Consider the following 21,160-nt stretch of genomic DNA (forward strand, 5'->3'; position numbering starts at 1 on the left):
TAAGCTTGGCGCATGCGCTGGGATCCTGCACTCTATGCCGCCTTCTCCGATCACCGATCCAGGCCCTTCTTCGACCTGACAGGCCGCATCAAACATCCGGCTCCGCGGCGCGTGTTCGATCTGGGCTGCGGACCAGGTGAGCTGACCGCCGCGCTTGCACGAAGGTGGCCGGATGCAGAGGTGATCGGTGTTGATTCGTCTGCGGAGATGGTTGACCGCGCCCGGAGTCTGGAGGACACGCCGCCGAACCTTACCTTCACTCTGGCGGATGTCCGCGAGTGGACACCGCCAGAGGGCACCGACGTCGTTGTTTCCAACGCGGTGCTCCAGTGGGTGCCGGGCCATCAGGAATTACTGGCGCGCTGGGCCGGGGCACTGGAAAAGGGCGCATGGCTTGCGTTTCAGGTGCCGGGCAATTTCTCGGCGCCCTCGCATGTGCTGATGCGTTCGCTGGCGGAATCGGGGCGCTGGAAGAACCGGCTTGGCACAGTTCTGCGCCACGACGACGCCGTCAGCTCACCGGAGGAATACTCCCGCCTCCTGCGCGGGGCGGGCCTGAGAACCGATGCCTGGGAGACAACCTACCAACACCTGCTCGCTGGAGCCGATCCTGTGCTCGAGTGGGTGCGGGGGACAGGACTTCGTCCGGTGCTGGCCGCCCTTTCCCCTGCAGCGGCGGCGGACTTTGAACGCGCCTACGCGAAGCTGCTCCTTGATGCCTACCCGAGCGAACCGGACGGCACCACGATTTTCCCCTTCAGGCGGATCTTCGCCGTGGGAGTCAGGTCCACGCCCACGACATCACCATCCCCGCGAACGCCAGCTCGGCAATGAAGGTCGCTCCGCGCCCAGCGTCGTAGGCTTCCCGTGGCCGGGATGCACGATCGTATCGTCGTCGAACCTGTTGAAAATCCGCTCGACCACGTCGTTATACAGCGACTCGAAACGCTGTCCATCTCCGCCGGTGTTGCCCACTCCTCCTGGGAAGAGGGAATCGCCGGTGAACAGGTGGGCCGGACCGTGCGGGTCCCGGTACACGAGGGCGATGGAACCGGGAGTGTGGCCGCGCAGCGAGATGGCCTCCAGTGTGAAGCCGTCGAACTCCCCGACATCGCCGTGATCAAGCGGAACATCGGTGGGCACCGCGATGTCGCTGACATCTGGCGCACCCGCAGCGGTGCGGGCACCTGTTTCTCCCACGATCTCGGCCAGCGCGCGGACATGGTCCCAGTGCGAGTGCGTTGTGACGATGAGTGCCAGCTTGGCGGCGCGGTCGGCATCTCCCGCGCCGTCCGCGATCAGGCGACGGATGGCCGGCGCGTCGTCGGCAGCGTCAATAAGCACCTGCGCGCCTGTCGCCTTCGCCGTGATGAGGTAGACGTTGTTATCCATCTCGGAGACAGAGGTGGATCGGATGGTCACGTCGGTTAGGTCATGCATGGTGGCCACCTTAGTCGCGATGGTGGTGCGCCACACCGCATGGCACAATGTGAGCACCTTCCCACTGTCGTCCAGGAGCGCGCACCGTGAATTCTGATGTATCGGCGTGGCTGCGGATTGACCCGAACAGTTCTGTGCCTCCGTATGAGCAGCTGCGCGTACAGATCCTTGATGCTGCCAACGACGGTTCCCTGCCGGTCGGCACGCGTCTGCCCCCCGTCCGCACCCTTGCCGGTCACCTCGGGGTGGCGGTCAACACCGTTGCGCGGGCTTACCGCGAACTGGAGCAGGCCCACATCGTCGTTACGCGCTCGCGGGCTGGAACCGTGGTGGCGGCGGCGGGCGATGAAGCGCGGCGCAAGGCGGCGGATGGAGCCGCTGAGTACGCACGCATCATCAAGGCCAACGGGCTTACGGAGGAGGAAGCAGTCTCCTACTTGCGTGCGGCTCTGCGCCGTCGGTGAACATCCGGCGCGACACGCCGCGAATACCGCCGTTCGAATATGTTTTCGAACACCCTTTCCACTAAAGTGAAATGGTGTCTATAGCAACCTCCGTGGATTCCGGTCTTTCCTTCCCTGACAAAATGCCGCAGGACCTGTCGCGGCTCATCGTCAAGGGTGCACGGGAGCACAACCTGCGCAACGTCGACCTGGACCTCCCGCGGGACGCCATGATCGTCTTCACCGGCCTCTCGGGTTCCGGCAAATCTTCCCTCGCCTTCGACACCATCTTCGCCGAGGGCCAGCGCCGCTATGTCGAGTCGCTTTCGGCCTATGCCCGTCAGTTCCTGGGGCAGGTTGACAAGCCGGACGTGGATTTCATCGAGGGTCTCTCGCCGGCCGTGTCGATCGACCAGAAATCGACCAGCAAGAATCCACGGTCCACTGTCGGAACCATCACCGAAATCTATGACTATATGCGCCTCCTCTGGGCCCGGGTGGGCCGGCCGCACTGCCCGGTATGCGGGGAAGCAGTCATCAAGCAGACGCCCCAGCAAATCGTCGATCAGCTGATGGAGCTCGATGAGGGTACGCGCTTCCAGGTTTTGGCACCCGTGGTGCGGGGCCGGAAGGGTGAATTCGTCGACCTCTTCCAGGACCTTGCCGCGAAGGGTTACTCCCGCGCACGGGTAGACGGCAACCTGGTCCAGCTGACGGATCCCCCCAAGCTGGGCAAGCAGTTCAAGCACACCATCGAAGTTGTGGTGGACCGCCTCGTGATCAAGGGCGGCGTCCGGCAGCGTCTGACGGATTCAATCGAAACGGCGCTCAACCTCGCCGAGGGGCGCGTCCTCACTGACTTCGTTGACCTCGATTCCGATGATCCGCACCGGCTGCGCGCCTTCTCGGAAAACCTGGCGTGCCCCAATGAGCATCCACTCGCCATCGATGAGATTGAGCCGCGGTCCTTCTCCTTCAACAATCCCTTCGGCGCATGTCCGGCGTGTACTGGTATCGGCACGAAGCTCGAGGTGGATGAGGAACTGGTAATTCCCAATCCCGATCTCTCCCTGGGGGAGGGAGCCATCGCGCCGTGGGCGCTGGGCACCGCCACCCTTGAGTACTGGACGCGACTGCTCGAGGGGCTGTCCAAGGAGCTCGATTTCTCCATGGACACACCGTGGAAGAAGCTGCCTGCGCACGCCCGCGACGCCGCCCTGTATGGCAAGGACCACAAGGTTGTTGTCCAGTACCGCAACCGCTTCGGCCGGGAGCGCAAGTACAGCACCGGCTTCGAGGGCGCTGTCCAGTACATTCACCGTAAGCACCTCGAGACGGAATCCGATTACGCGCGGGACCGCTACGAGGAATACATGCGGCAGATTCCCTGCCCCGAATGCGGCGGCGCACGGCTCAATCCGGCATCGCTGTCCGTCCTGATCAACGGACGCTCGATCGCTGAAGTTTCGGCCCTGCCCATGCGGGAGTGCAGCGACTTCCTGAACAACCTCGTCCTTACGGGCCGTGAGGCGCAGATCGCTTCCCAGGTACTCAAGGAGATCCAGGCAAGGCTCCGTTTCCTGCTCGATGTGGGGCTTGAGTACCTCAACCTCGAACGGGCAGCAGGAACCCTCTCGGGCGGTGAGGCACAGCGGATCCGACTCGCCACCCAGATCGGCTCGGGCCTGGTCGGCGTGCTGTATGTTTTGGACGAACCGTCCATCGGACTCCACCAGCGCGACAACCGGCGTCTCATCGAAACCCTGACCCGGCTGAGGAATTTGGGCAACACCCTCATCGTCGTCGAACACGACGAGGACACCATCAATGAGGCCGACTGGATCGTCGACATCGGACCGGGAGCAGGTGAACACGGCGGGGAGGTTGTCCACTCCGGTTCGTTGGAGGATCTACTCCGGAACGAGCGGTCCATCACCGGCGATTACCTCTCCGGGCGGCGGAGAATCGAGATGCCGGCCAAGCGCCGCAAGATCGACCGCTCCCGCCAGCTCAAAGTTGTGGGAGCCCGCGAACATAATTTGAAGGGCGTGGACGCAACCTTCCCCCTCGGAGTGCTGACCGCGGTGACCGGCGTCAGCGGGTCGGGTAAATCCACCCTTGTGAATGAAATTCTGTACAAGGTCCTCGCCAACAAGCTCAACGGCGCCAAGCAGGTCGCTGGGCGCCACCGCCGGATCGACGGACTGCAGCACCTGGACAAGGTGATCCACGTTGACCAGGGACCCATCGGAAGGACTCCGCGTTCCAATCCCGCAACCTACACCGGAGTTTTCGACAACATCCGGAAGCTGTTCGCGGAAACCACAGAGGCGAAGGTCCGCGGCTACCTGCCCGGCAGATTCTCCTTCAATGTCAAAGGCGGCAGGTGCGAGGCGTGCTCCGGTGACGGCACGCTGAAGATCGAAATGAACTTCCTGCCCGACGTCTATGTGCCGTGCGAAGTTTGTCACGGGGCACGGTACAACCGCGAAACCCTCGAGGTGCACTACAAGGGCAAGACGATCGCGGATGTGCTGGACATGCCGATCGAGGAAGCGGCGGAGTTTTTCGCCGCGTTCACCCCCATTGCGCGGCACCTCACCACCCTGGTGGATGTGGGTCTTGGATACGTGCGGCTCGGGCAGCCCGCCACCACGCTCTCCGGCGGCGAGGCACAGCGGGTGAAGCTCGCCAGCGAGCTGCAGAAACGTTCGAACGGACGCAGCATCTACGTCCTTGATGAACCAACCACGGGTCTCCACTTCGAAGACATCCGCAAACTTCTGCAGGTGCTTCAAGGCCTCGTGGACAAGGGAAACACGGTTATCACCATCGAACACAACCTGGACGTGATCAAGAGTGCGGACTGGGTAATCGACCTCGGTCCGGATGGAGGCTCGGGCGGCGGCGAGATCATCGCTACGGGTACGCCGGAACAGGTGGCGGTCGCAGAAGTGAGCCACACCGGTAAGTTCCTCGCCGAGGTATTGAAGGCCTGACTGCATATTCCTGTAGGGGAATGAAATTTTCAACGCCTTGCGCCGTTATGGGAAACTTGCTCGGTGAAGAATACGCGGCTCCTCGTTTTATTTGATCTGGATGGCACGCTTGTGGATCCGGAGGGTGCCATCACCGGCGGGATAGCTGAGGCGCTGCGCACCCTTGATCTGCCGGTGCCCGGCGCGGACGAGATGCGCCGCATGGTCGGCCCCGCGCTGGTGCGGTCGCTTCTGGACATTGCGAAAGTGCCTCGGGACCGCGTTGATGAAGTGATCGCGCTGTATCGAGCCGGTTACCGTGCTCATGGCATGGCGGAGAGTAAGCCGTACCCGGGAATTGCGGAGACTATCGAGGCGCTCAGGTTGCGCGGCCATCTCATAGCGGTCGCCACCCAGAAGCCCGGGCGCCTTGCACACGAACTTCTCGATATTCAAGGCATGACACAACTGTTCGAGTCGGTTCATGGCGCGCCGGACGATGAGCGGGCAGCCGCGCTGCTGGACGGGAAGCGGACCATCATCGCGGCTGCTCTGGCTGAGCATGAGGGCAGCTATGACCGCGCCCTGATGGTAGGCGACCGCGTGCACGACATCGAGGGCGCAACAGACAATGGTCTTGACTGCATCGCAGTCGCATGGGGATTCGGCAGCGAACAGGAGTTCGCTGCCGCTGAGCCCGTCGCCGTCGTGTCTTCCGCGGAGGAACTGCTCGAGCAGGTGTCTCGGTATGCGGAGCCTTGCCGGGCGGTGACCCGTGGGAATTTATGACCTCACCCGGAGCAGCACCAGAGGGCTGATCGCAGGTCTCTGCCGGCCCACCGTCGTCGGATTGGACAATGTCCCGGCAAGCGGCGGATTCATCGTTGCGCCCAACCATCTGTCCTTCCTGGACAGCGTCCTCGTGCAGGCACTCATGCCGCGGCCCGTCGCCTTCTTCGCCAAGGCTGAATATTTTACCGGCACCGGTGTCAAGGGCGCGCTGACGCGATCGTTCTTCGAAGGCGTCGGGTCCATCCCTGTCCAGCGCGGTCAGCAGGCAGCCAGCGTCCAGGCGCTCAAGACCCTCCTCGGAATGCTTGAGGCGGGGGACGGTGTAGGGATCTACCCGGAGGGAACCCGCTCCCGGGACGGTCTGCTGTATCGGGGAAGGACCGGCGTGGGGTGGCTTGCCCTGACCACCGGGGCGCCGGTGGTGCCGGTGGGCCTGCTTGGGACTGACAGGCTCCAGCCGGCGGGAAGCCGCTGGATCCGGCCGCAGCACTTCACCATGAAGATCGGCGAGCCGCTGTATTTCGAGCGGACCGGACCGGACCACTCACTGCCCGCGCGTCGGCAGGCCACTGACGCCATCATGGACTCCATCGCCGGGCTGACCGGCCAGCGCAGGGCCGCCGGCTACAACAAGGGCCCGACCGAATGACCTGTCCCACAATGTTGCCCGGGCCGTCCGGAGAATAGGCAGCAGCGACGCGCCGGTAGGATACTGGGGTGGCAGATCCAGCAACATACCGCCCGAAGACCGGCGAAATCCCACAGGATCCGGGGGTTTACCGGTTCCGGGATCAGCATCGTCGGGTGGTGTACGTCGGGAAGGCGAAGAATCTTCGCTCCCGCCTCAACTCATACTTCGCCAATCCCCGGGGTCTGTTGCCGCGCACCCGGGCCATGGTCCACACCGCGGCAAGCGTTGAATGGACGGTCGTCGGCAGCGAGCTCGAAGCGCTCCAGCTGGAGTACACCTGGATCAAGGAATTCAACCCGCGGTTCAACGTCATGTTCCGCGACGACAAGTCCTATCCGTATCTGGCGGTCACGCTGGGGGAGAAGTACCCGCGGGTTCAGGTTATGCGCGGCGCCCGGCGGAAGGACACCCGCTATTTCGGGCCTTTCTACCCGGCGAAAGCCATTCGCGAGACGGTCGACACACTGCTGCGTGTCTTTCCGGTCCGCACCTGCAGCGCGGGCGTGTTCAAGCGCGCCGAACGTTCCGGCCGGCCCTGCCTGCTGGGGTACATCGACAAGTGTTCCGCACCCTGCGTCGGACGTATCTCGCCCGAGGATCATCGCGAGCTAGCGGTCCAGTTCTGCGACTTCATGTCCGGGCAGGCAGGCCGCTTCATCCGGGAGCTCGAGCAGAAGATGTCAGCCGCCGTCGCCGAGCTGGATTACGAATCGGCCGCACGGACCCGCGACGACATCGCAGCCCTCAAGCGGGTATTTGAGCGCAACACCGTCGTGCTCAGCGAAGACACCGATGCCGATGTGTTTGCCCTCGCCGAGGACGAACTTGAAGCCTCCATCCAGGTATTCCACGTGCGCGGCGGACGTATCCGCGGCCAGCGCGGATGGATGGTCGAGAAGGTGGAGGACATGAGCACCGCCGACCTTGTCGAGCATCTCCTGCAGCAGGTGTACGGCGAAGGCAGCAGCAGCAATAACCGCATCCCGCGCGAAGTCCTCGTGCCCGAAATGCCGAGCAACGAGGAACAGATGCGGGAGTGGTTGTACCGGTTGCGGGGTGCCCGGGTGGATATCCGCGTGCCGCAGCGTGGGGACAAGGCAACTCTCCTTGGCACCGTGGCGCAGAATGCTGCAGATTCATTGCGGCTTCACAAGAGCCGGCGTGCCGGTGACATCACCACGAGGTCCGCTGCCCTGCAGGAACTGCAGGAAGCGCTGAACCTGCCCGAGCCGTTGATGCGGATTGAGTGCTTCGATATCTCCCACGTGCAGGGAACCAATGTCGTGGCGTCGATGGTGGTCGTCGAGGACGGGCTGCCGCGCAAGGCCGACTACCGCAGGTTCTCCATCACCGGAGACGCGGCAAGGGATGACACCGCTTCCATGTATGACGTCATCTCGCGCCGGTTCCGCAACTACCTTGCCGAGCGCAATCCGCTGGATTCCCTGCCGGGCGACGAGCACGACGACGACGGCGGCAGCGGTCCGGTGCCGACTGAGCCGAAAGCGCCCGCGCGCCAGAAGTTCGCCTATCCGCCGAATCTGGTTGTGGTCGACGGTGGTCAGCCCCAGGTGCGCGCGGCTGCACGCGCCCTGGAGGACCTCGGTATCGACGACGTCTTTGTCGTCGGACTGGCGAAACGGCTCGAAGAGGTATGGCTGCCCGAGGGAGACTTTCCGGTAATCCTTCCCCGGGCCTCCGAGGGATTGTTCCTCCTCCAGCGCATCCGCGACGAGGCACACCGGTTCGCCCTTGCCTATCACCGGCAGAAGCGCGGAAAGTCCATGACGGTGTCGGTTCTGGACGAGGTACCCGGGCTGGGGCCGGCGAAGCGCCGCGCCCTGCTGAAGCACTTCGGGTCTGTCCGGAAGCTCAAGGCGGCAAGTGTGGATGAGTTGCAGGAAGTGCAGGGGGTGGGACCTGCCCTGGCGGCAACGATTCGGCGGCAACTGGCGGAAGGCGGCGGCGAAGGAGCCGACAGGACTCCTGCAGCGGCCGTCAATATGATGACCGGCGAAATACTTGATTCTTAGTTAGGGTAGACGTGGACGCCGGCCCCGAGGCTGGCTTACATGGCGTGCAACGGTGGGATGGAAAACTTACACATGAACGAGACTGACGGTCTTACGCCGGTCAAACCTGCCGAATCCGAGCTGCTCGTAGTCACGGGCATGTCGGGGGCCGGCCGCAGTACGGCAGCAAACGCGCTCGAAGACCACGGCTGGTACGTCGTGGAGAATCTTCCTCCCCAGATGCTCAGCACCCTGACCGAAATCGTCTCCCGCACCCCTGAATCGATCCCCAAGCTTGCGGTCGTCATTGATGTGCGGAGCAAGGAACTGTTCCAGAATGTGCAGGGTTCCCTCGCGGCTCTGAGGGCGGCCGGCATCACCTACCGCGTACTGTTCCTCGATGCCGCAGACAACACTCTGGTGCGGCGGTTTGAGCAGGGAAGACGCCCGCATCCGCTTCAGGGCGACGGCCGTATCCTCGACGGCATCTCCGCCGAGCGGGAAGTGCTGAAGGAACTCAAGCATGCATCGGACCTCGTCGTGGACACGACTCAGCTCAACGTGCACGCACTCGCCACCACCATCACGGAACTGTTCTCCGAATCCGGTCCCATTGTCCTGCGGCTGAACGTCATGAGTTTCGGATTCAAGTACGGCCTGCCGGTGGATGCCAACTTTGTGGCGGACGTCCGTTTCATCCCGAACCCGCACTGGGTGCCGGTGCTCCGGCCGCAGACCGGCATGGACGAACCGGTGCGCGATTACGTGCTTGAGGCCAGCGGAGCCGCTGAATTTATTGACCGGTATGTTAATGCCCTTGAACCTGTTCTTGAGGGCTACCGCCGCGAGAACAAGCATTATGCCACGATCGCGGTCGGTTGCACCGGCGGCAAGCACCGCTCGGTCGCAGTGACCGAGGAGATCGCCCAGCGGCTTGCACAGTTACCCCGTGTCCAGGTGACCGCGCACCACCGCGACCTTGGGCGGGAGTAGTGGCCGTCCTTACCGGATCGCTGCCGCTGATTCCTGCCCTGTCGGCCGCGCGTGCTGCCGGGGGGTCGCAGGACAGCGCCCCTTCGGTGGTCGCCCTGGGCGGCGGCCACGGGCTGTCAGCCTCACTGTCTGCGCTGCGCCTGCTCACCTCTGAGCTAACCGCAATCGTGACAGTGGCCGACGACGGCGGCTCGTCCGGGCGCCTGCGCCGCGAGCTCGGCGTCCTCCCGCCGGGAGATCTCCGAATGGCGCTGGCCGCATTGTGCGATGACACCGACTGGGGGAGGACCTGGCGGGACGTCATGCAGCACCGTTTCGCTTCCCGCGACGGGGTGGACGGCTCACTCGACAACCATGCACTCGGCAATCTGCTCATCGTTACGCTGTGGGAACTGCTGGGGGACCCGGTGGCGGGCCTGCAGTGGGCCGGCGCTCTCCTCGGCGCACGCGGGCGCGTGCTGCCCATGGCCAGCGTGCCGCTGACCATTGAGGGCGATGTCCTCACGGAGGTCGACGGCGGACTGCGGCTCCGCAGGGTCTCCGGCCAGGCACAACTTGCCATGGCGGGAAGTTCCGGCAACGTCAGCAGCGTCCGGCTGCTCCCGGAAGAAGCACCCGCCTGTGTTGATGCTCTGAACGCCATTGAGCTGGCGGACTGGGTCATTCTCGGTCCAGGGTCCTGGTACACCTCCGTGCTGCCTCATCTCCTTCTGCCCGAACTGCGGGATGCGCTGTGCGCCACCACCGCTCGGCGGTGCCTGACCATGAATCTGACCAATGACACCAAGGAAACCCAGGGGATGAGCGCGGTCGATCATCTCTCGGTGATCAGGCGCTATGCACCCGGGTTTCGCGTTGACGCAGTCGTGGCAGACCCCTCGGTGGTCGCCGACCAAGCCGAATTCGAAGCGGCGGTTGCAGAGATGGGCGGCCGCGCATTCTTGGGTAAAGTAGGGTCTTCAAGCGGCGGACCGGTCCATGACGCGTTGCGCCTGGCAACGGCCTACCACGACATGTTCGGCGAATTCTAGGAGGGTGTCTGTGGCGCTGACCGCGGATGTGAAAGAGGAACTCTCACACCTCGACGTTAAGAAATCGTCGGTACGCAAGGCTGAGGTTTCCGCACTCCTGCGCTTCGCCGGCGGCCTGCACATCATCTCCGGGCGCATTGTCATCGAGGCGGAAGTTGATCTTGCCTCGACTGCGCGCAGACTGCGCACCGCCATTGCAGATGTTTACGGACACAACAGTGAAATCATCGTGGTGTCGGGAAACGGCTTGAGGCGGGGCAACCGCTACGTCGTGCGGGTGGTGCGGGACGGTGAGTCGCTCGCACGGCAAACCGGGCTGCTGGACAGCCGGGGAAGGCCAGTGCGCGGGCTGCCGTCCGTCGTCGTCAATGGTTCGGCGGCCGATGCTGAAGCTGTGTGGCGCGGAGCGTTCCTTGCCCACGGGTCGCTGACAGAGCCCGGGCGCTCATCGGCACTGGAGGTCACCTGTCCGGGCCCGGAGTCGGCACTGGCGCTTGTCGGCGCGGCGCGTCGGCTCGGTATCGCTGCGAAGGCGCGGGAAGTGCGCGGGGTGGACCGCGTCGTGATCCGGGACGGCGATACCATCGCGGTTCTCCTCACCCGCATGGGCGCCCACGATGCGCTCATGGTGTGGGAGGAACGAAGAATGCGCAAGGAGGTCCGCGCCACGGCCAACCGGCTCGCCAATTTTGATGACGCCAACCTGCGGCGGTCGGCGCAGGCCGCTGTCGCAGCAGGAGCCAGGGTGGAGCGGGCACTGGAAATCCTGGGCGAGGACGTGCCTGACCACCTCAAGTATGCCGGTGAGCTTCGAGTGGCCCACAAGCAGGCGAGCCTTGATGAGCTGGGCAGGATAGCTGATCCTCCGATGACCAAGGACGCCATCGCCGGACGCATCCGGCGTCTGCTCGCAATGGCGGACAAGCGCGCCATCGATCTGGGAATCCCCGGAACCGAGGCCAATGTGACCGCGGACATGTTGGATGACTGAATCCGTGCATAGGATGGAAGTTCAAGGGCCTCCCGCGCGCCGTCAAGGCTGCGGGGCCCAGCCTGGAGAACAGCAACAGCCGGGCTGATGCCCGGAACAGCAATACAGGACATGGAGGATTTCGTGAGCGAATACGTACTGCCTGAACTCAACTACGACTACTCGGCGCTTGAACCGCACATCTCTGCGCGGATCATGGAGCTGCACCACAGCAAGCACCACGCAGCGTACGTCAAGGGAGCCAACGACGCCCTCGCGCAGCTCGCCGAGGCCCGCCAGAAGGGGGACTTCACCAACATCCCCAAGCTGTCCAAGGATCTCGCCTTCCACACCGGCGGACACATCAACCACTCCGTGTTCTGGAACAACCTTTCTCCGGACGGCGGCGACAAGCCTGTTGGCGAGCTCGCGGCCGCAATTGATGATGCCTTCGGTTCGTTCGACGCCTTCCGTGGACACTTCAACGCCGCCGCGCTGAGCCTGCAGGGTTCCGGCTGGGCCCTGCTTGCCTGGGAGCCCATCGGCGGCAACCTCGTCATCGAGCAGCTCTACGATCAGCAGGGCAACGTTCCCGTTGGAACCACCCCTCTGCTCATGCTGGATATGTGGGAGCACGCGTTCTACCTCGACTACGTGAATGTCAAGGCCGACTACGTCAAGGCATTCTGGAACATCGTCAACTGGGCCGATGTGGCCCGCCGCTTCCAGGCTGCCCGCAGTAACGCATCAGGTCTTATCACCCTGTCCTGATCCTTACGCACCGCGTAACCTTTCCCGCCAACCCGGCGGGAAAGGGCGCCGGTGCGTAAGATGTTGTGCAGCGGCCAGCCCCGAGCGGTCGGTACACGGGAACGAACGATTTCACAACGCGCACAGTGCGGTGCAAGACATTTCAGTCGCCGGGCAGGTTTGACCTCCTGGGCTACAGCCGCCGGCAGCAACCCCTAGCAAGGAGATAGAAACAGTGACTACCCGTATAGGAATCAACGGCTTCGGGCGCATTGGGCGCAACTACTTCCGCGCGGCTCTCGAGCAGGGCGCCGATCTCGAAATCGTGGCCGTCAACGACCTCACCAGCCCGGAGACGCTCGCCCACCTGCTGAAGTACGACTCCGTCACTGGCCGGCTCGGAGTCAGCGTAGAGGTTGCCGACGGCGCTCTCGTCGTTGACGGCAAGACCATCAAGGTCCTCGCTGAGCGGGATCCGGCGAACCTGCCCTGGGCAGACCTCGGCGTTGACATCGTGGTTGAGTCCACCGGTTTCTTCACCAAGGCCTCCGACGCCCGCAAGCACATCGACGCCGGAGCCAAGAAGGTTCTCATTTCCGCCCCCGCTTCGGACGAGGATCTTACGGTTGTACTGGGTGTCAATGACGACCAGTATGATCCCGAGAATCACCACATCATCTCCAATGCGTCCTGCACCACCAACTGCCTTGGCCCGCTGGCGAAGGTGCTCAATGACACCTTCGGCATCGAGCACGGTCTGATGACGACCATTCACGCCTACACGGCGGACCAGAACCTTCAGGACGGACCGCACAAGGACCTCCGCCGTGCGCGGGCAGCAGCGATCAACATGGTCCCGACCTCGACCGGTGCTGCCAAGGCGATCGGCCTCGTTCTTCCCGAGCTCAAGGGCAAGCTGGACGGGTACGCCATCCGCGTGCCTGTCCCCACCGGCTCCGCCACTGACCTCACCGTCACCGTAGGCCGCGAAGTCTCCGTCGAGGAGGTCAACGCTGCATACAAGGCAGCCGCTGCTGAAGGACCGTTGAAGGGCTACCTGACCTACACGGAGGCGCCGATCGTCTCCTCCGACATCGTCACTGACCCCGCATCGTCAATCTTCGATTCCGGCCTGACCAAGGTGATCGGCAATCAGGTCAAGGTTGTTGCCTGGTACGACAACGAGTGGGGCTACTCAAACCGCCTCGTTGATCTCACCGAAATCGTCGCGGCAAAGCTCTCCTAGGGACACTGTGAGCTACTCATCGCTGGATGACCTGCTGAGCGTCGGCGTCCGCGGGCGGCGCGTTCTGGTCCGGTCGGACCTGAACGTGCCGCTCGAGGGCGATCTGCCCAACCTGCGGGTAACCGACGACGGTCGTATTCGCGCTTCCCTGCCGGTTCTGCGCAAGCTCACCGAGGCCGGCGCTGCGGTGATCGTGATGGCTCACCTCGGCCGCCCGAAGGGTGCCCCCGAGGAGAAGTACTCGCTCAAGCCCGCCGTGGACAGGCTCGCCGAGCTGGCCGATTTCAGCGTCACCTTCGCTGAAGACGTCACGGGCCCCAGTGCCCGCGAGCGTGCCGATGCCCTTTCCGAGGGGAGCGTCCTCGTTCTGCAGAACGTCCGATTCGATGCTCGAGAGACCAGCAAGGATGATTCCGAACGGGCTGCATTCGCCGATGAGCTCGTGGAGCTCACCGGCGGCAACGGCGCATATGTCGATGATGCTTTCGGCGCGGTCCATCGGAAGCATGCAAGCGTCTACGATGTGGCTTCGCTGCTGCCCGCCTACCAGGGCGATCTCGTGAAGGCTGAAGTGGACGTGCTGCAGCGGCTCACCACTGAACCGGAGCGGCCATTCGTCGTCGTGCTGGGCGGTTCAAAAGTCTCCGACAAGCTGGCAGTCATTGAGAACCTCATCGGCACAGCTGACCGGCTGCTGGTCGGCGGCGGCATGGTGTTCACCTTCCTGGCTGCCCAGGGCCACTCAGTCGGTGCGAGCCTGCTTGAAGAAGACCAGCTCGACGTGGTCCGCGGCTACCTCGGCCGCGCCAAGGAGGCCGGCACTGAGTTCGTGTTGCCCACGGACATCGTGGTTGCGGACAAATTTGCGGCCGATGCCGGCCATGAAACCCTTGCTGCTGATGCGATGGAATCCGGTCAGTACGGTGCTACCGGACTTGGACTGGATATCGGTCCTGAATCCGGCGAAGCGTTTGCGCGCCACATCGGGCAGGCTCGCACGGTCTTCTGGAACGGACCCATGGGGGTGTTCGAGTTCGACGCCTTTGCGGCCGGTACCAAGGCTGTTGCGCAGGCGCTTGCCGATGCGACAGCGTCGGGGGCGCTCACAGTTGTCGGCGGCGGTGATTCCGCTGCGGCTGTACGCGGGCTCGGTTTTGATGAATCGAGTTTCAGCCACATCTCCACGGGCGGCGGCGCGAGTCTGGAATACCTTGAGGGCAAGGAACTCCCAGGCTTGACCGCGCTGCAGCGCTGACACCAACACGCAGTACCCCTAGAACTGGAGAACCCATGACTTCATCGACGAACGGCACCTACGACCGTCGTCCGCTCATCGCCGGCAACTGGAAGATGAACCTGGACCATGTCCAGGCCATCACCCTGCTGCAGAAACTCGCGTGGACCCTTGAGGACGCCAAGCACGACTATTCACGGGCGGAGGTGGCGGTTTTCCCACCGTTCACCGACCTCCGGGGAGTGCAGACGCTGGTCAAGGGCGACGACCTCGATGTCGTTTACGGCGGCCAGGACCTCTCGCCTTTCGATTCCGGGGCCTACACCGGTGACACCTCCGGACAGTTCTTGGGAAAGCTGGGCTGTACATACGTACTCGTAGGTCATTCCGAGCGGCGAACCATCCACGGCGAGTCGGATGAACTCCTGAACCGGAAGGTTCAGGCGGCCTACCGGCACAACCTCGTTCCCGTCCTGTGCGTGGGCGAGGGACTCGAGGTCCGTCAGGTTGGAACACATGTGGAGCACACGCTCCGGCAGCTTCGTGACAACGTCGCCGGCCTCAACACCGAGCAGGCGGCCGCTTTGGTGGTCGCCTATGAGCCGGTGTGGGCCATCGGGACCGGTGAAGTTGCAGGGCCGCACGATGCGCAGGAAATGTGCGCAGCGATCCGGGCGGAACTGGCGGTGCTTTTCGACGATTCGGTGGCTGCCGGAACCCGGCTTCTCTACGGGGGTTCCGTCAAGGCGTCCAACGCTGCCGCAATCCTCAAGGAACGCGACGTCGACGGCGTGCTTGTCGGCGGAGCGAGCCTTGATGTCGATGAGTTTGCTAACATTGTCAGGTTCGAGCACCATCTGGTGACCGACTAAGGTCACGCTGAAAGGTCACCGTGGAAATTCTCCGTATCATCCTGTTGGTACTGCTGGGCATCACCAGCTTGCTGCTGACATTGCTCATTCTGCTGCACAAAGGCAGGGGCGGTGGCATGTCCGACATGTTCGGCGGCGGCATGACAACCAGCATGGGGTCATCCGGAGTTGCTGAGCGCAACCTCAACCGGTTCACGGTGGCGCTGGGTCTCTGCTGGGGCGTTGTCATCATCGCCCTCGGGCTGATTCAACGCTTCGCCGGAGACTCCTAGCAGAGCAGGCGCCGGCACACCGGGCCCTTGGTGCACAGGCACCGCAGAATCGCTTAGGCTATCCCGCGTCCACCATTGCAGGGCGTACACTGAACCTCGAATGCAGGTCGTGTGCGGTACTGATGGGAGCAATCCATGGTGAACGCGGGACACGCTTTTAAGGGGTCACGCATCGGTTCGGGCTTCAGCCCGGCTGCATCCGGGCGTCATCTTGATGCAGAACGAAGACAGGGCGCCGTTGATCGAACGGTGGTGAGCTACTGGTGCCTGGACGGCCACGAGACCAGGCCGACGTTTGCAAAGCTCACCGAGTCTGAAATCCCCGAGGTATGGGAGTGCGGCCGTTGCGGCAGGCCGGCCGGGAGGTCACCCGGAGTGGATCTAGCTATAGACGGCGACGAACCGTTCAAGAGCCACCTGCAGTATGTGAAAGAGCGGCGGACTGAGGCAGAAGCGACAAGGGTATTGGAGAATGCGCTGGAGCAGCTGCGCCAGCGGCACTCCCTCTAGCCGTCGCCCTTAGCTGGCGTCGGGTTCGGCTGTATCAATCAAACGCCCGGGAAGCTGACTCGCGGCTTCCTGGTCAATCAGCCATAACGTCTTGCGTCGGCCACGCGCGCCCGCAGCCGGGACCTGTACCGGGCCTGCGCCGGCGAGTGCAAGTCCGACAGCGCCCGCCTTGTCCTGGCCGGCGACCCCCAGCCAGACTTCCTCAGCGGAATTGATTGCTTCAAGCGTGAGACTCACGCGCTCGGGCGGCGGCTTCGGGGCATCGCTGACGCCGACGACAGTCTGGCCCTTGGTCCGGATTCCGGCCATCTCCGGAAACAGCGAAGCTATATGCGCATCGGGTCCGACACCGAGGAGGAGTATGTCAAACTGCGGAAGACGCGGATCCCGCAGCTCCGTTCCTGCTGCCGCCTCCCTGTCCGCTGCTTCCTGGAGGCGCACCGCGTAGTCAGCTGCTGCGTCGTCCTGGTTGCTGAAGGAATCCGACGTACCGAACTCATGCACGCGTTCGGCGGATACTCCGATCTGGTCGAGCAGGGCCCCGCGGGCCTGCACGGCATTGCGTTCTTCATGACCTGCGGGCAGGAACCGCTCGTCGCCCCACCAGAAATCTACCGCCGACCAGTCAACTGCGGACAGCGCAGGGGATTCAGCGACAGCACGGAGCGCACCGATACCCAGTGTTCCACCGGTAAGAACCACTGTCGCCGTGCCGCGCTCATTCTGGACATCCACGAGGCGCGTGATGAGCCTGGCTGCTACTGACGCCGCCAGGAGTCCTGCGTCAGGATGGATACTGACTTTCGGTTCAGTGTTCACTGGTGCGTACGCTCCTCAAATTGGTTCGGGCCAGCCCCTCGGTGATGACTTCCCCGAATACGTCGTCGGGGTCGAGGCGCCGCAGCTCTTCCGCGAGACAGTCTTGCAGGCTGCGCCGGGGGAGGGAAATCCTTTGTACCGGCTGGTCCGGCTGGTGCAGCTCTGCCACGGAGCGCCGCGGACGATTCAGCTCCACGTCGCCAGCGCGACGGGAGAGCACAACACGGTGCAGACCGGTCCCCGGCTCTCCAGCCTCGATCGAGACCGGTGCGTCGAGGGCTAACGTCAGCCAGGCGGCGAGCAGCACCGTGCTGGGGGAGTCGGAGGCTCCCTCCACTGTCACTGCAGTGATGGGCGATCCGTCCAGCTGTTCCAGAACGGCAGCCAGCTGGATGCGCCAGTTCGTCAGCCTGGTCCACGCGAGATCGGTGTCCCCGGCCTCGTAGGTGCGGCGGATGTTGAAGAGGGCTGCCGTCGGATCAGACTCGTTCGCAGAATCCGTGATCCGGCGGTGGGCAATGCTGCCGATTGACGTTTGTGCGGCTGCTTCGGGTACCCCGCGTGGCCACCAGGCGACGATCGGCGCATCCGGCAGCAGGAGCGCTGACACAAGGGACTCGCTTTCCCCTGCCAGCTCACCGTAGCCCCTCAGTACGATCACCTCGGATGCTCCTGCGTCTCCACCTACGCGGATCTGGGCGTCGAGGCGCGTCTCCTGGGAGTCCGTGCCCTCGGCCAGCACGATGATCCGGCACGGATGTTCCCGGCTCGCTTCATTCGCGGCGAGAATTGTCTCCTCCTCATGGCCAGAACGCGTGATGACCACGAGTGTCAGCACACGGCCGAGGGCAACTACGCCGCCCTTGTCCCGCATGGTCATGATTTCTTTTGAAACCTTGGAGGTTGTTGTATCGGGAAGATCGACGATCATGGCCGCCTCCAGGTCCTTCCATCGCGGGCTAGCAATTCATCAGCGGAGTCCGGACCCCAGCTTCCGGGAACGTACTTCTCAGGAGCTGACGAGAGCGTCGACCAGTACTCCTCAAACGGATCGAGAATCTTCCACGACAACTCCACCTCCTGGTGGCGGGGGAACAGCGGCGGTTCTCCGAGCAGCACGTCGAGGATCAGGCGCTCATAGGCTTCAGGGCTGGATTCGGTGAAGGAGTGGCCGTAACCGAAGTCCATGGTCACGTCACGCACTTCCATCTGTGTCCCGGGCACCTTGGACCCGAAACGGATGGTGGCACCCTCATCGGGCTGGACGCGAATGACCACGGCATTCTGTCCGAAATCGCCTTCGTCATGATCGCGGAACAGGAGGTTGGGTGCACGCTTGAAGACAACGGCAATCTCCGTCACCCTGCGGCCCAATCGCTTTCCCGCCCGCAGATAGAACGGAACACCGCTCCAGCGCCGGGTATTGATGTCCAGCCTGATTGCCGCATAGGTCTCTGTCATCGACTCGGCCGGAATCCCGTCCTCATCCAGGAAAGCATTGACCAGCTCGCCCCCCTGCCAGCCGCCGTCGTACTGCCCCCTCGCGGAGTGGGTGGACAGATCCTCAGGCAGTTTGACCGCGGCCAGAACCTTCTCCTTTTCTGCGCGCAGATCTTCCGCGTTGAAGGAAATTGGCTCCTCCATCGCTGTCAGCGCGAGCAACTGGAGCAGGTGATTCTGAATGACGTCGCGTGCGGCACCGACGCCGTCGTAATAGCCGGCCCGGCCGCCGATTCCGATGTCTTCCGCCATCGTGATCTGGACGTGATCAACATAGTTGGCATTCCAGAGCGGTTCGAACAGCTGGTTGGCGAAGCGGAGGGCAAGGATGTTCTGGACGGTCTCCTTGCCGAGGTAGTGGTCAATGCGGAATACCGCGTCCGGGGGAAACACCTGTTCCACAATCGCGTTCAGTTCACGGGCGGATTCCAGGTTGTGACCGAAGGGCTTCTCGATGACTACCCTGCGCCATTTGCCTTCCTCCGGCTGGGCCAGCCCGTGCTCGGAGAGCTTTTGGCACACAAGCTCGAACGCCTTCGGCGGGATGGAAAGATAGAACGCGTGGTTCCCGCGGGTTCCGCGTGTTGAATCGAGTTCCTCGACGGTCTTCCTCAGCTGGACAAAAGCATCGTCGTCGTCGAAGTTTCCCTGGACGAACCGGATACCCTCCGAGAGCTGTTCCCAGACCGACTCGTCGAACGGCGTCCGCGCGTACTGCTTCACCGAGGAGAGAACCTCCTGCGCGAAGTCCGCATCAGTCCAGTCGCGGCGACCGAAGCCCACCAGCGCGAAACTTGGGGGCAGCAGCCCGCGGTTTGCAAGGTCGTAGACCGCGGGCATCAGCTTTTTGCGCGCGAGGTCACCGGTTACGCCGAACAGGACCAGGGACGCGGGACCGGCAATCCGGCTAAGCCGGCGGTCCCGCGGATCCCGCAGCGGATTCCTTGATTTGGTGCTGTTCTCAGGCATCTACCCGTTTCCGTTTTCAGCTGGTCGGCCGGACAAATGATCAATTACTTCGCGAAGCTGGCGAATCCCCGCTGAACGGTCCGCCAAATGCAGACGCAGGACCGGCCGGCCGGCGTCCGCCAGTACTTGAGCATCGCCCGCAGCCTGGGCCGCGATCAGCTCACCGAAGCTGAAGGGACGCTGAGGGATGTCCAGATCCTCCGACGTAGCTCCGGTGATCTGGAGATACGTGCCCACCGGCGTGCCGCCCTTATGGAACTGCCCGGTTGAGTGCAGGAAACGAGGACCCCACCCGAAAGTCACCGGTCGCCCGGTGATACCTGCAAGAACCGGGCGGATATCGGCCAGTGGAGCCTCCGCGATCCGGTCAAGGTAAGCCTGCACGGCGAGGTAGCCGTTCGGTTCGAGTGATCCGAAGAGCGATTCCAGCGCTTCGCCGAGGGTAGCCGCTGTGCCGAGCAGAGCTTCGCTTCCGCGCACCTCAACCGCACCGTCAACGAAGTTGGGAGCAGCCGCTTCGGGCTGTGCGTCAAGCAACCCCCGTGCTGCCTTCTTTGCCGCCTCGACATCGGGCTGGTCAAACGGGTTGATGCCCAGGAGCCGGCCGGCGACGGCGGTAGCGAACTCCCACGCCAGGAGTTGGCTGCCAAGGCTGCCTCTGACTGTAATCGCGTTCCCGGTGGGTTCGGTGTTGGATTCGGGGGAGACGAGGTGTACCGCAAGCACATCCGGAGCGCCCGAGGACAGCTCAGGAGCCTCCGCCTCCACTACGACGGGCAACACTCCCGTTCCGAGCTTGCCCGTGGATTCCGCGATGAGCTGCTCAACCCAGTCACCGAGACCTACTATCCCGGACCCTTCGTCAACGAAGACGATCTTGTCGCGCAGCGGGAGGGTCCCGCCGAGCACTGCGCCGAGGCGCAGACCCACATTGCCGGCGTCGTCGTCGAACAGGAATTCCGAGATCGACTCTGCGTCATCGAGCAGGGTAGCCACGTCCGCGCCCGCCAGACCTGACGGCACCAGGCCGAAGGCCGTGAGGCCGGAGTATCTGCCGCCCACAAGCGGGTCAGCGTTGAACACGGCACGGTACCCGGCGGCGCGTGCTGATTCATCAAGCGGTGAATCCGGATCGGTGACGATGATGATGCGGCTCTTCGCATCCACTCCGGCATCCGAGAACGCCTGCTCGAAAACCCGACGCTGGGAGTCGGTTTCAACCGTCGACCCCGACTTCGAGGAGACCACTATCGCGGTGCTCTCGAGGCGGTCGGTCAGTGCCGCGCGAACCTGTGCCGGATCGGTTGAATCAAGCACGGTCAACTCGACGCCTGCGGACCGGGTAATCACCTCGGGTGCGAGGGAGGAACCGCCCATGCCGCAAAGGACGATGCGATTCACCCCTTCGCTCTGCAGATCGTTCCGGAGTCGGTCGATTTCAGGAAGCAGGGAGCGGGAGGCATCGATCAGGTCCACCCAGCCCAGCCGGACTGCTGCCTCGGATTCGGAGTCGGGTCCCCACAAGGTGGAGTCCTTTGCCGCGATCCGCGACGCAACCCGCTCCTGCACCAGTTCCGGAAGAGCGCGCTCGATCGCTTCAGCGGCGGCCCCGGACGCGTTCACAAAGAGGGTAGCCAT

At 63.5% G+C, this 21,160-nt stretch carries 20 protein-coding genes; 15 read left to right on the plus strand and 5 right to left on the minus strand.

Features of this window, described 5'->3' with window-relative positions:
• The first annotated feature begins 12 nt into the window (after window positions 1-12).
• Window positions 13-834, plus strand: a complete 822-nt coding sequence (locus Q0877_RS01125; protein WP_299165170.1) for a trans-aconitate 2-methyltransferase — start codon at window positions 13-15, stop codon at window positions 832-834.
• Here Q0877_RS01125 and Q0877_RS01130 read toward each other — a convergent pair.
• A complete protein-coding gene (locus Q0877_RS01130; protein ID WP_299165171.1) occupies window positions 802-1,440 on the minus strand; it encodes an MBL fold metallo-hydrolase in 639 nt (212 codons plus the stop codon). The two genes, Q0877_RS01125 and Q0877_RS01130, sit on opposite strands and share 33 nt — an antisense overlap.
• A gap of 86 nt (window positions 1,441-1,526) precedes the next feature.
• On the opposite strand from Q0877_RS01130, the gene Q0877_RS01135 reads away from it, so the two are divergent.
• The 14 genes from Q0877_RS01135 to Q0877_RS01200 all read left to right on the plus strand — a co-directional run bounded on the left by Q0877_RS01135 (window position 1,527) and on the right by Q0877_RS01200 (window position 16,234).
• A complete protein-coding gene (locus tag Q0877_RS01135) occupies window positions 1,527-1,904 on the plus strand; it encodes a GntR family transcriptional regulator (RefSeq protein ID WP_299165172.1) in 378 nt (125 codons plus the stop codon).
• Window positions 1,905-1,975: 71 nt separating this feature from the next.
• Window positions 1,976-4,882 carry an excinuclease ABC subunit UvrA gene (gene uvrA, locus Q0877_RS01140; protein ID WP_299165173.1) on the plus strand — a complete coding sequence of 969 codons (2,907 nt, stop codon included), beginning with the start codon at window positions 1,976-1,978 and terminating at the stop codon, window positions 4,880-4,882.
• Window positions 4,883-4,945: 63 nt separating this feature from the next.
• Complete coding sequence (locus Q0877_RS01145; RefSeq protein ID WP_299165174.1) at window positions 4,946-5,650, plus strand: HAD hydrolase-like protein; 705 nt, start codon at window positions 4,946-4,948, stop codon at window positions 5,648-5,650.
• Entirely contained in the window at window positions 5,637-6,302 is a 666-nt protein-coding gene (locus Q0877_RS01150; protein WP_299165175.1) for a 1-acyl-sn-glycerol-3-phosphate acyltransferase, read from the plus strand. Before Q0877_RS01145 ends, Q0877_RS01150 begins: the two co-directional genes overlap by 14 nt.
• A 68-nt stretch (window positions 6,303-6,370) precedes the next feature.
• Window positions 6,371-8,377: an excinuclease ABC subunit UvrC gene (gene uvrC, locus Q0877_RS01155; RefSeq protein WP_299165176.1), complete on the plus strand. Its 2,007-nt coding sequence runs from the start codon at window positions 6,371-6,373 to the stop codon at window positions 8,375-8,377.
• A gap of 72 nt (window positions 8,378-8,449) precedes the next feature.
• Entirely contained in the window at window positions 8,450-9,349 is a 900-nt protein-coding gene (gene rapZ, locus Q0877_RS01160) for an RNase adapter RapZ (RefSeq protein ID WP_299165177.1), read from the plus strand.
• On the plus strand, window positions 9,349-10,380 hold the full coding sequence (gene yvcK, locus Q0877_RS01165) for a uridine diphosphate-N-acetylglucosamine-binding protein YvcK (protein ID WP_299165178.1): 1,032 nt from the start codon (window positions 9,349-9,351) through the stop codon (window positions 10,378-10,380). The genes rapZ and yvcK overlap by 1 nt, the downstream gene beginning before the upstream one ends.
• Before the next feature lie 10 nt (window positions 10,381-10,390).
• Complete coding sequence (gene whiA / locus Q0877_RS01170; protein WP_299165179.1) at window positions 10,391-11,371, plus strand: DNA-binding protein WhiA; 981 nt, start codon at window positions 10,391-10,393, stop codon at window positions 11,369-11,371.
• A gap of 123 nt (window positions 11,372-11,494) precedes the next feature.
• Window positions 11,495-12,121, plus strand: a complete 627-nt coding sequence (locus Q0877_RS01175) for a superoxide dismutase (RefSeq protein WP_299165180.1) — start codon at window positions 11,495-11,497, stop codon at window positions 12,119-12,121.
• A gap of 214 nt (window positions 12,122-12,335) precedes the next feature.
• Window positions 12,336-13,346 (plus strand): type I glyceraldehyde-3-phosphate dehydrogenase, encoded by a 1,011-nt coding sequence (gap, locus tag Q0877_RS01180; protein WP_299165181.1) that lies wholly within the window; start codon window positions 12,336-12,338, stop codon window positions 13,344-13,346.
• A gap of 7 nt (window positions 13,347-13,353) precedes the next feature.
• The gene (gene pgk, locus Q0877_RS01185; protein ID WP_299165182.1) at window positions 13,354-14,601 is read left to right on the plus strand and encodes a phosphoglycerate kinase; all 1,248 of its coding nucleotides are present in this window, start codon (window positions 13,354-13,356) and stop codon (window positions 14,599-14,601) included.
• 35 nt (window positions 14,602-14,636) lie between these two features.
• A complete protein-coding gene (gene tpiA, locus Q0877_RS01190) occupies window positions 14,637-15,452 on the plus strand; it encodes a triose-phosphate isomerase (protein WP_299165183.1) in 816 nt (271 codons plus the stop codon).
• 20 nt (window positions 15,453-15,472) lie between these two features.
• A complete protein-coding gene (gene secG, locus Q0877_RS01195; RefSeq protein WP_299165185.1) occupies window positions 15,473-15,724 on the plus strand; it encodes a preprotein translocase subunit SecG in 252 nt (83 codons plus the stop codon).
• Window positions 15,725-15,859: 135 nt separating this feature from the next.
• A complete protein-coding gene (locus Q0877_RS01200; protein WP_299165186.1) occupies window positions 15,860-16,234 on the plus strand; it encodes an RNA polymerase-binding protein RbpA in 375 nt (124 codons plus the stop codon).
• A 9-nt stretch (window positions 16,235-16,243) separates the two neighbouring features.
• Here the strand turns inward: Q0877_RS01200 and pgl are convergent, their stop codons facing one another.
• Genes pgl through Q0877_RS01220 form a run of 4 tightly spaced genes read right to left on the minus strand, consistent with a single transcriptional unit; the run spans window position 16,244 to window position 21,160 of the window.
• Complete coding sequence (gene pgl / locus Q0877_RS01205) at window positions 16,244-17,053, minus strand: 6-phosphogluconolactonase (RefSeq protein WP_299165188.1); 810 nt, start codon at window positions 17,051-17,053, stop codon at window positions 16,244-16,246.
• Window positions 17,043-17,984 carry a glucose-6-phosphate dehydrogenase assembly protein OpcA gene (locus tag Q0877_RS01210; RefSeq protein ID WP_299165189.1) on the minus strand — a complete coding sequence of 314 codons (942 nt, stop codon included), beginning with the start codon at window positions 17,982-17,984 and terminating at the stop codon, window positions 17,043-17,045. The genes pgl and Q0877_RS01210 overlap by 11 nt, the downstream gene beginning before the upstream one ends.
• Window positions 17,981-19,522 (minus strand): glucose-6-phosphate dehydrogenase, encoded by a 1,542-nt coding sequence (gene zwf / locus Q0877_RS01215; RefSeq protein ID WP_299165190.1) that lies wholly within the window; start codon window positions 19,520-19,522, stop codon window positions 17,981-17,983. The genes Q0877_RS01210 and zwf overlap by 4 nt, the downstream gene beginning before the upstream one ends.
• Window positions 19,523-21,160 carry a glucose-6-phosphate isomerase gene (locus Q0877_RS01220; protein WP_299165191.1) on the minus strand — a complete coding sequence of 546 codons (1,638 nt, stop codon included), beginning with the start codon at window positions 21,158-21,160 and terminating at the stop codon, window positions 19,523-19,525.

It is taken from the genome of uncultured Arthrobacter sp. (genome assembly GCF_947495145.1).
Lineage (GTDB): Bacteria > Actinomycetota > Actinomycetes > Actinomycetales > Micrococcaceae > Arthrobacter_D.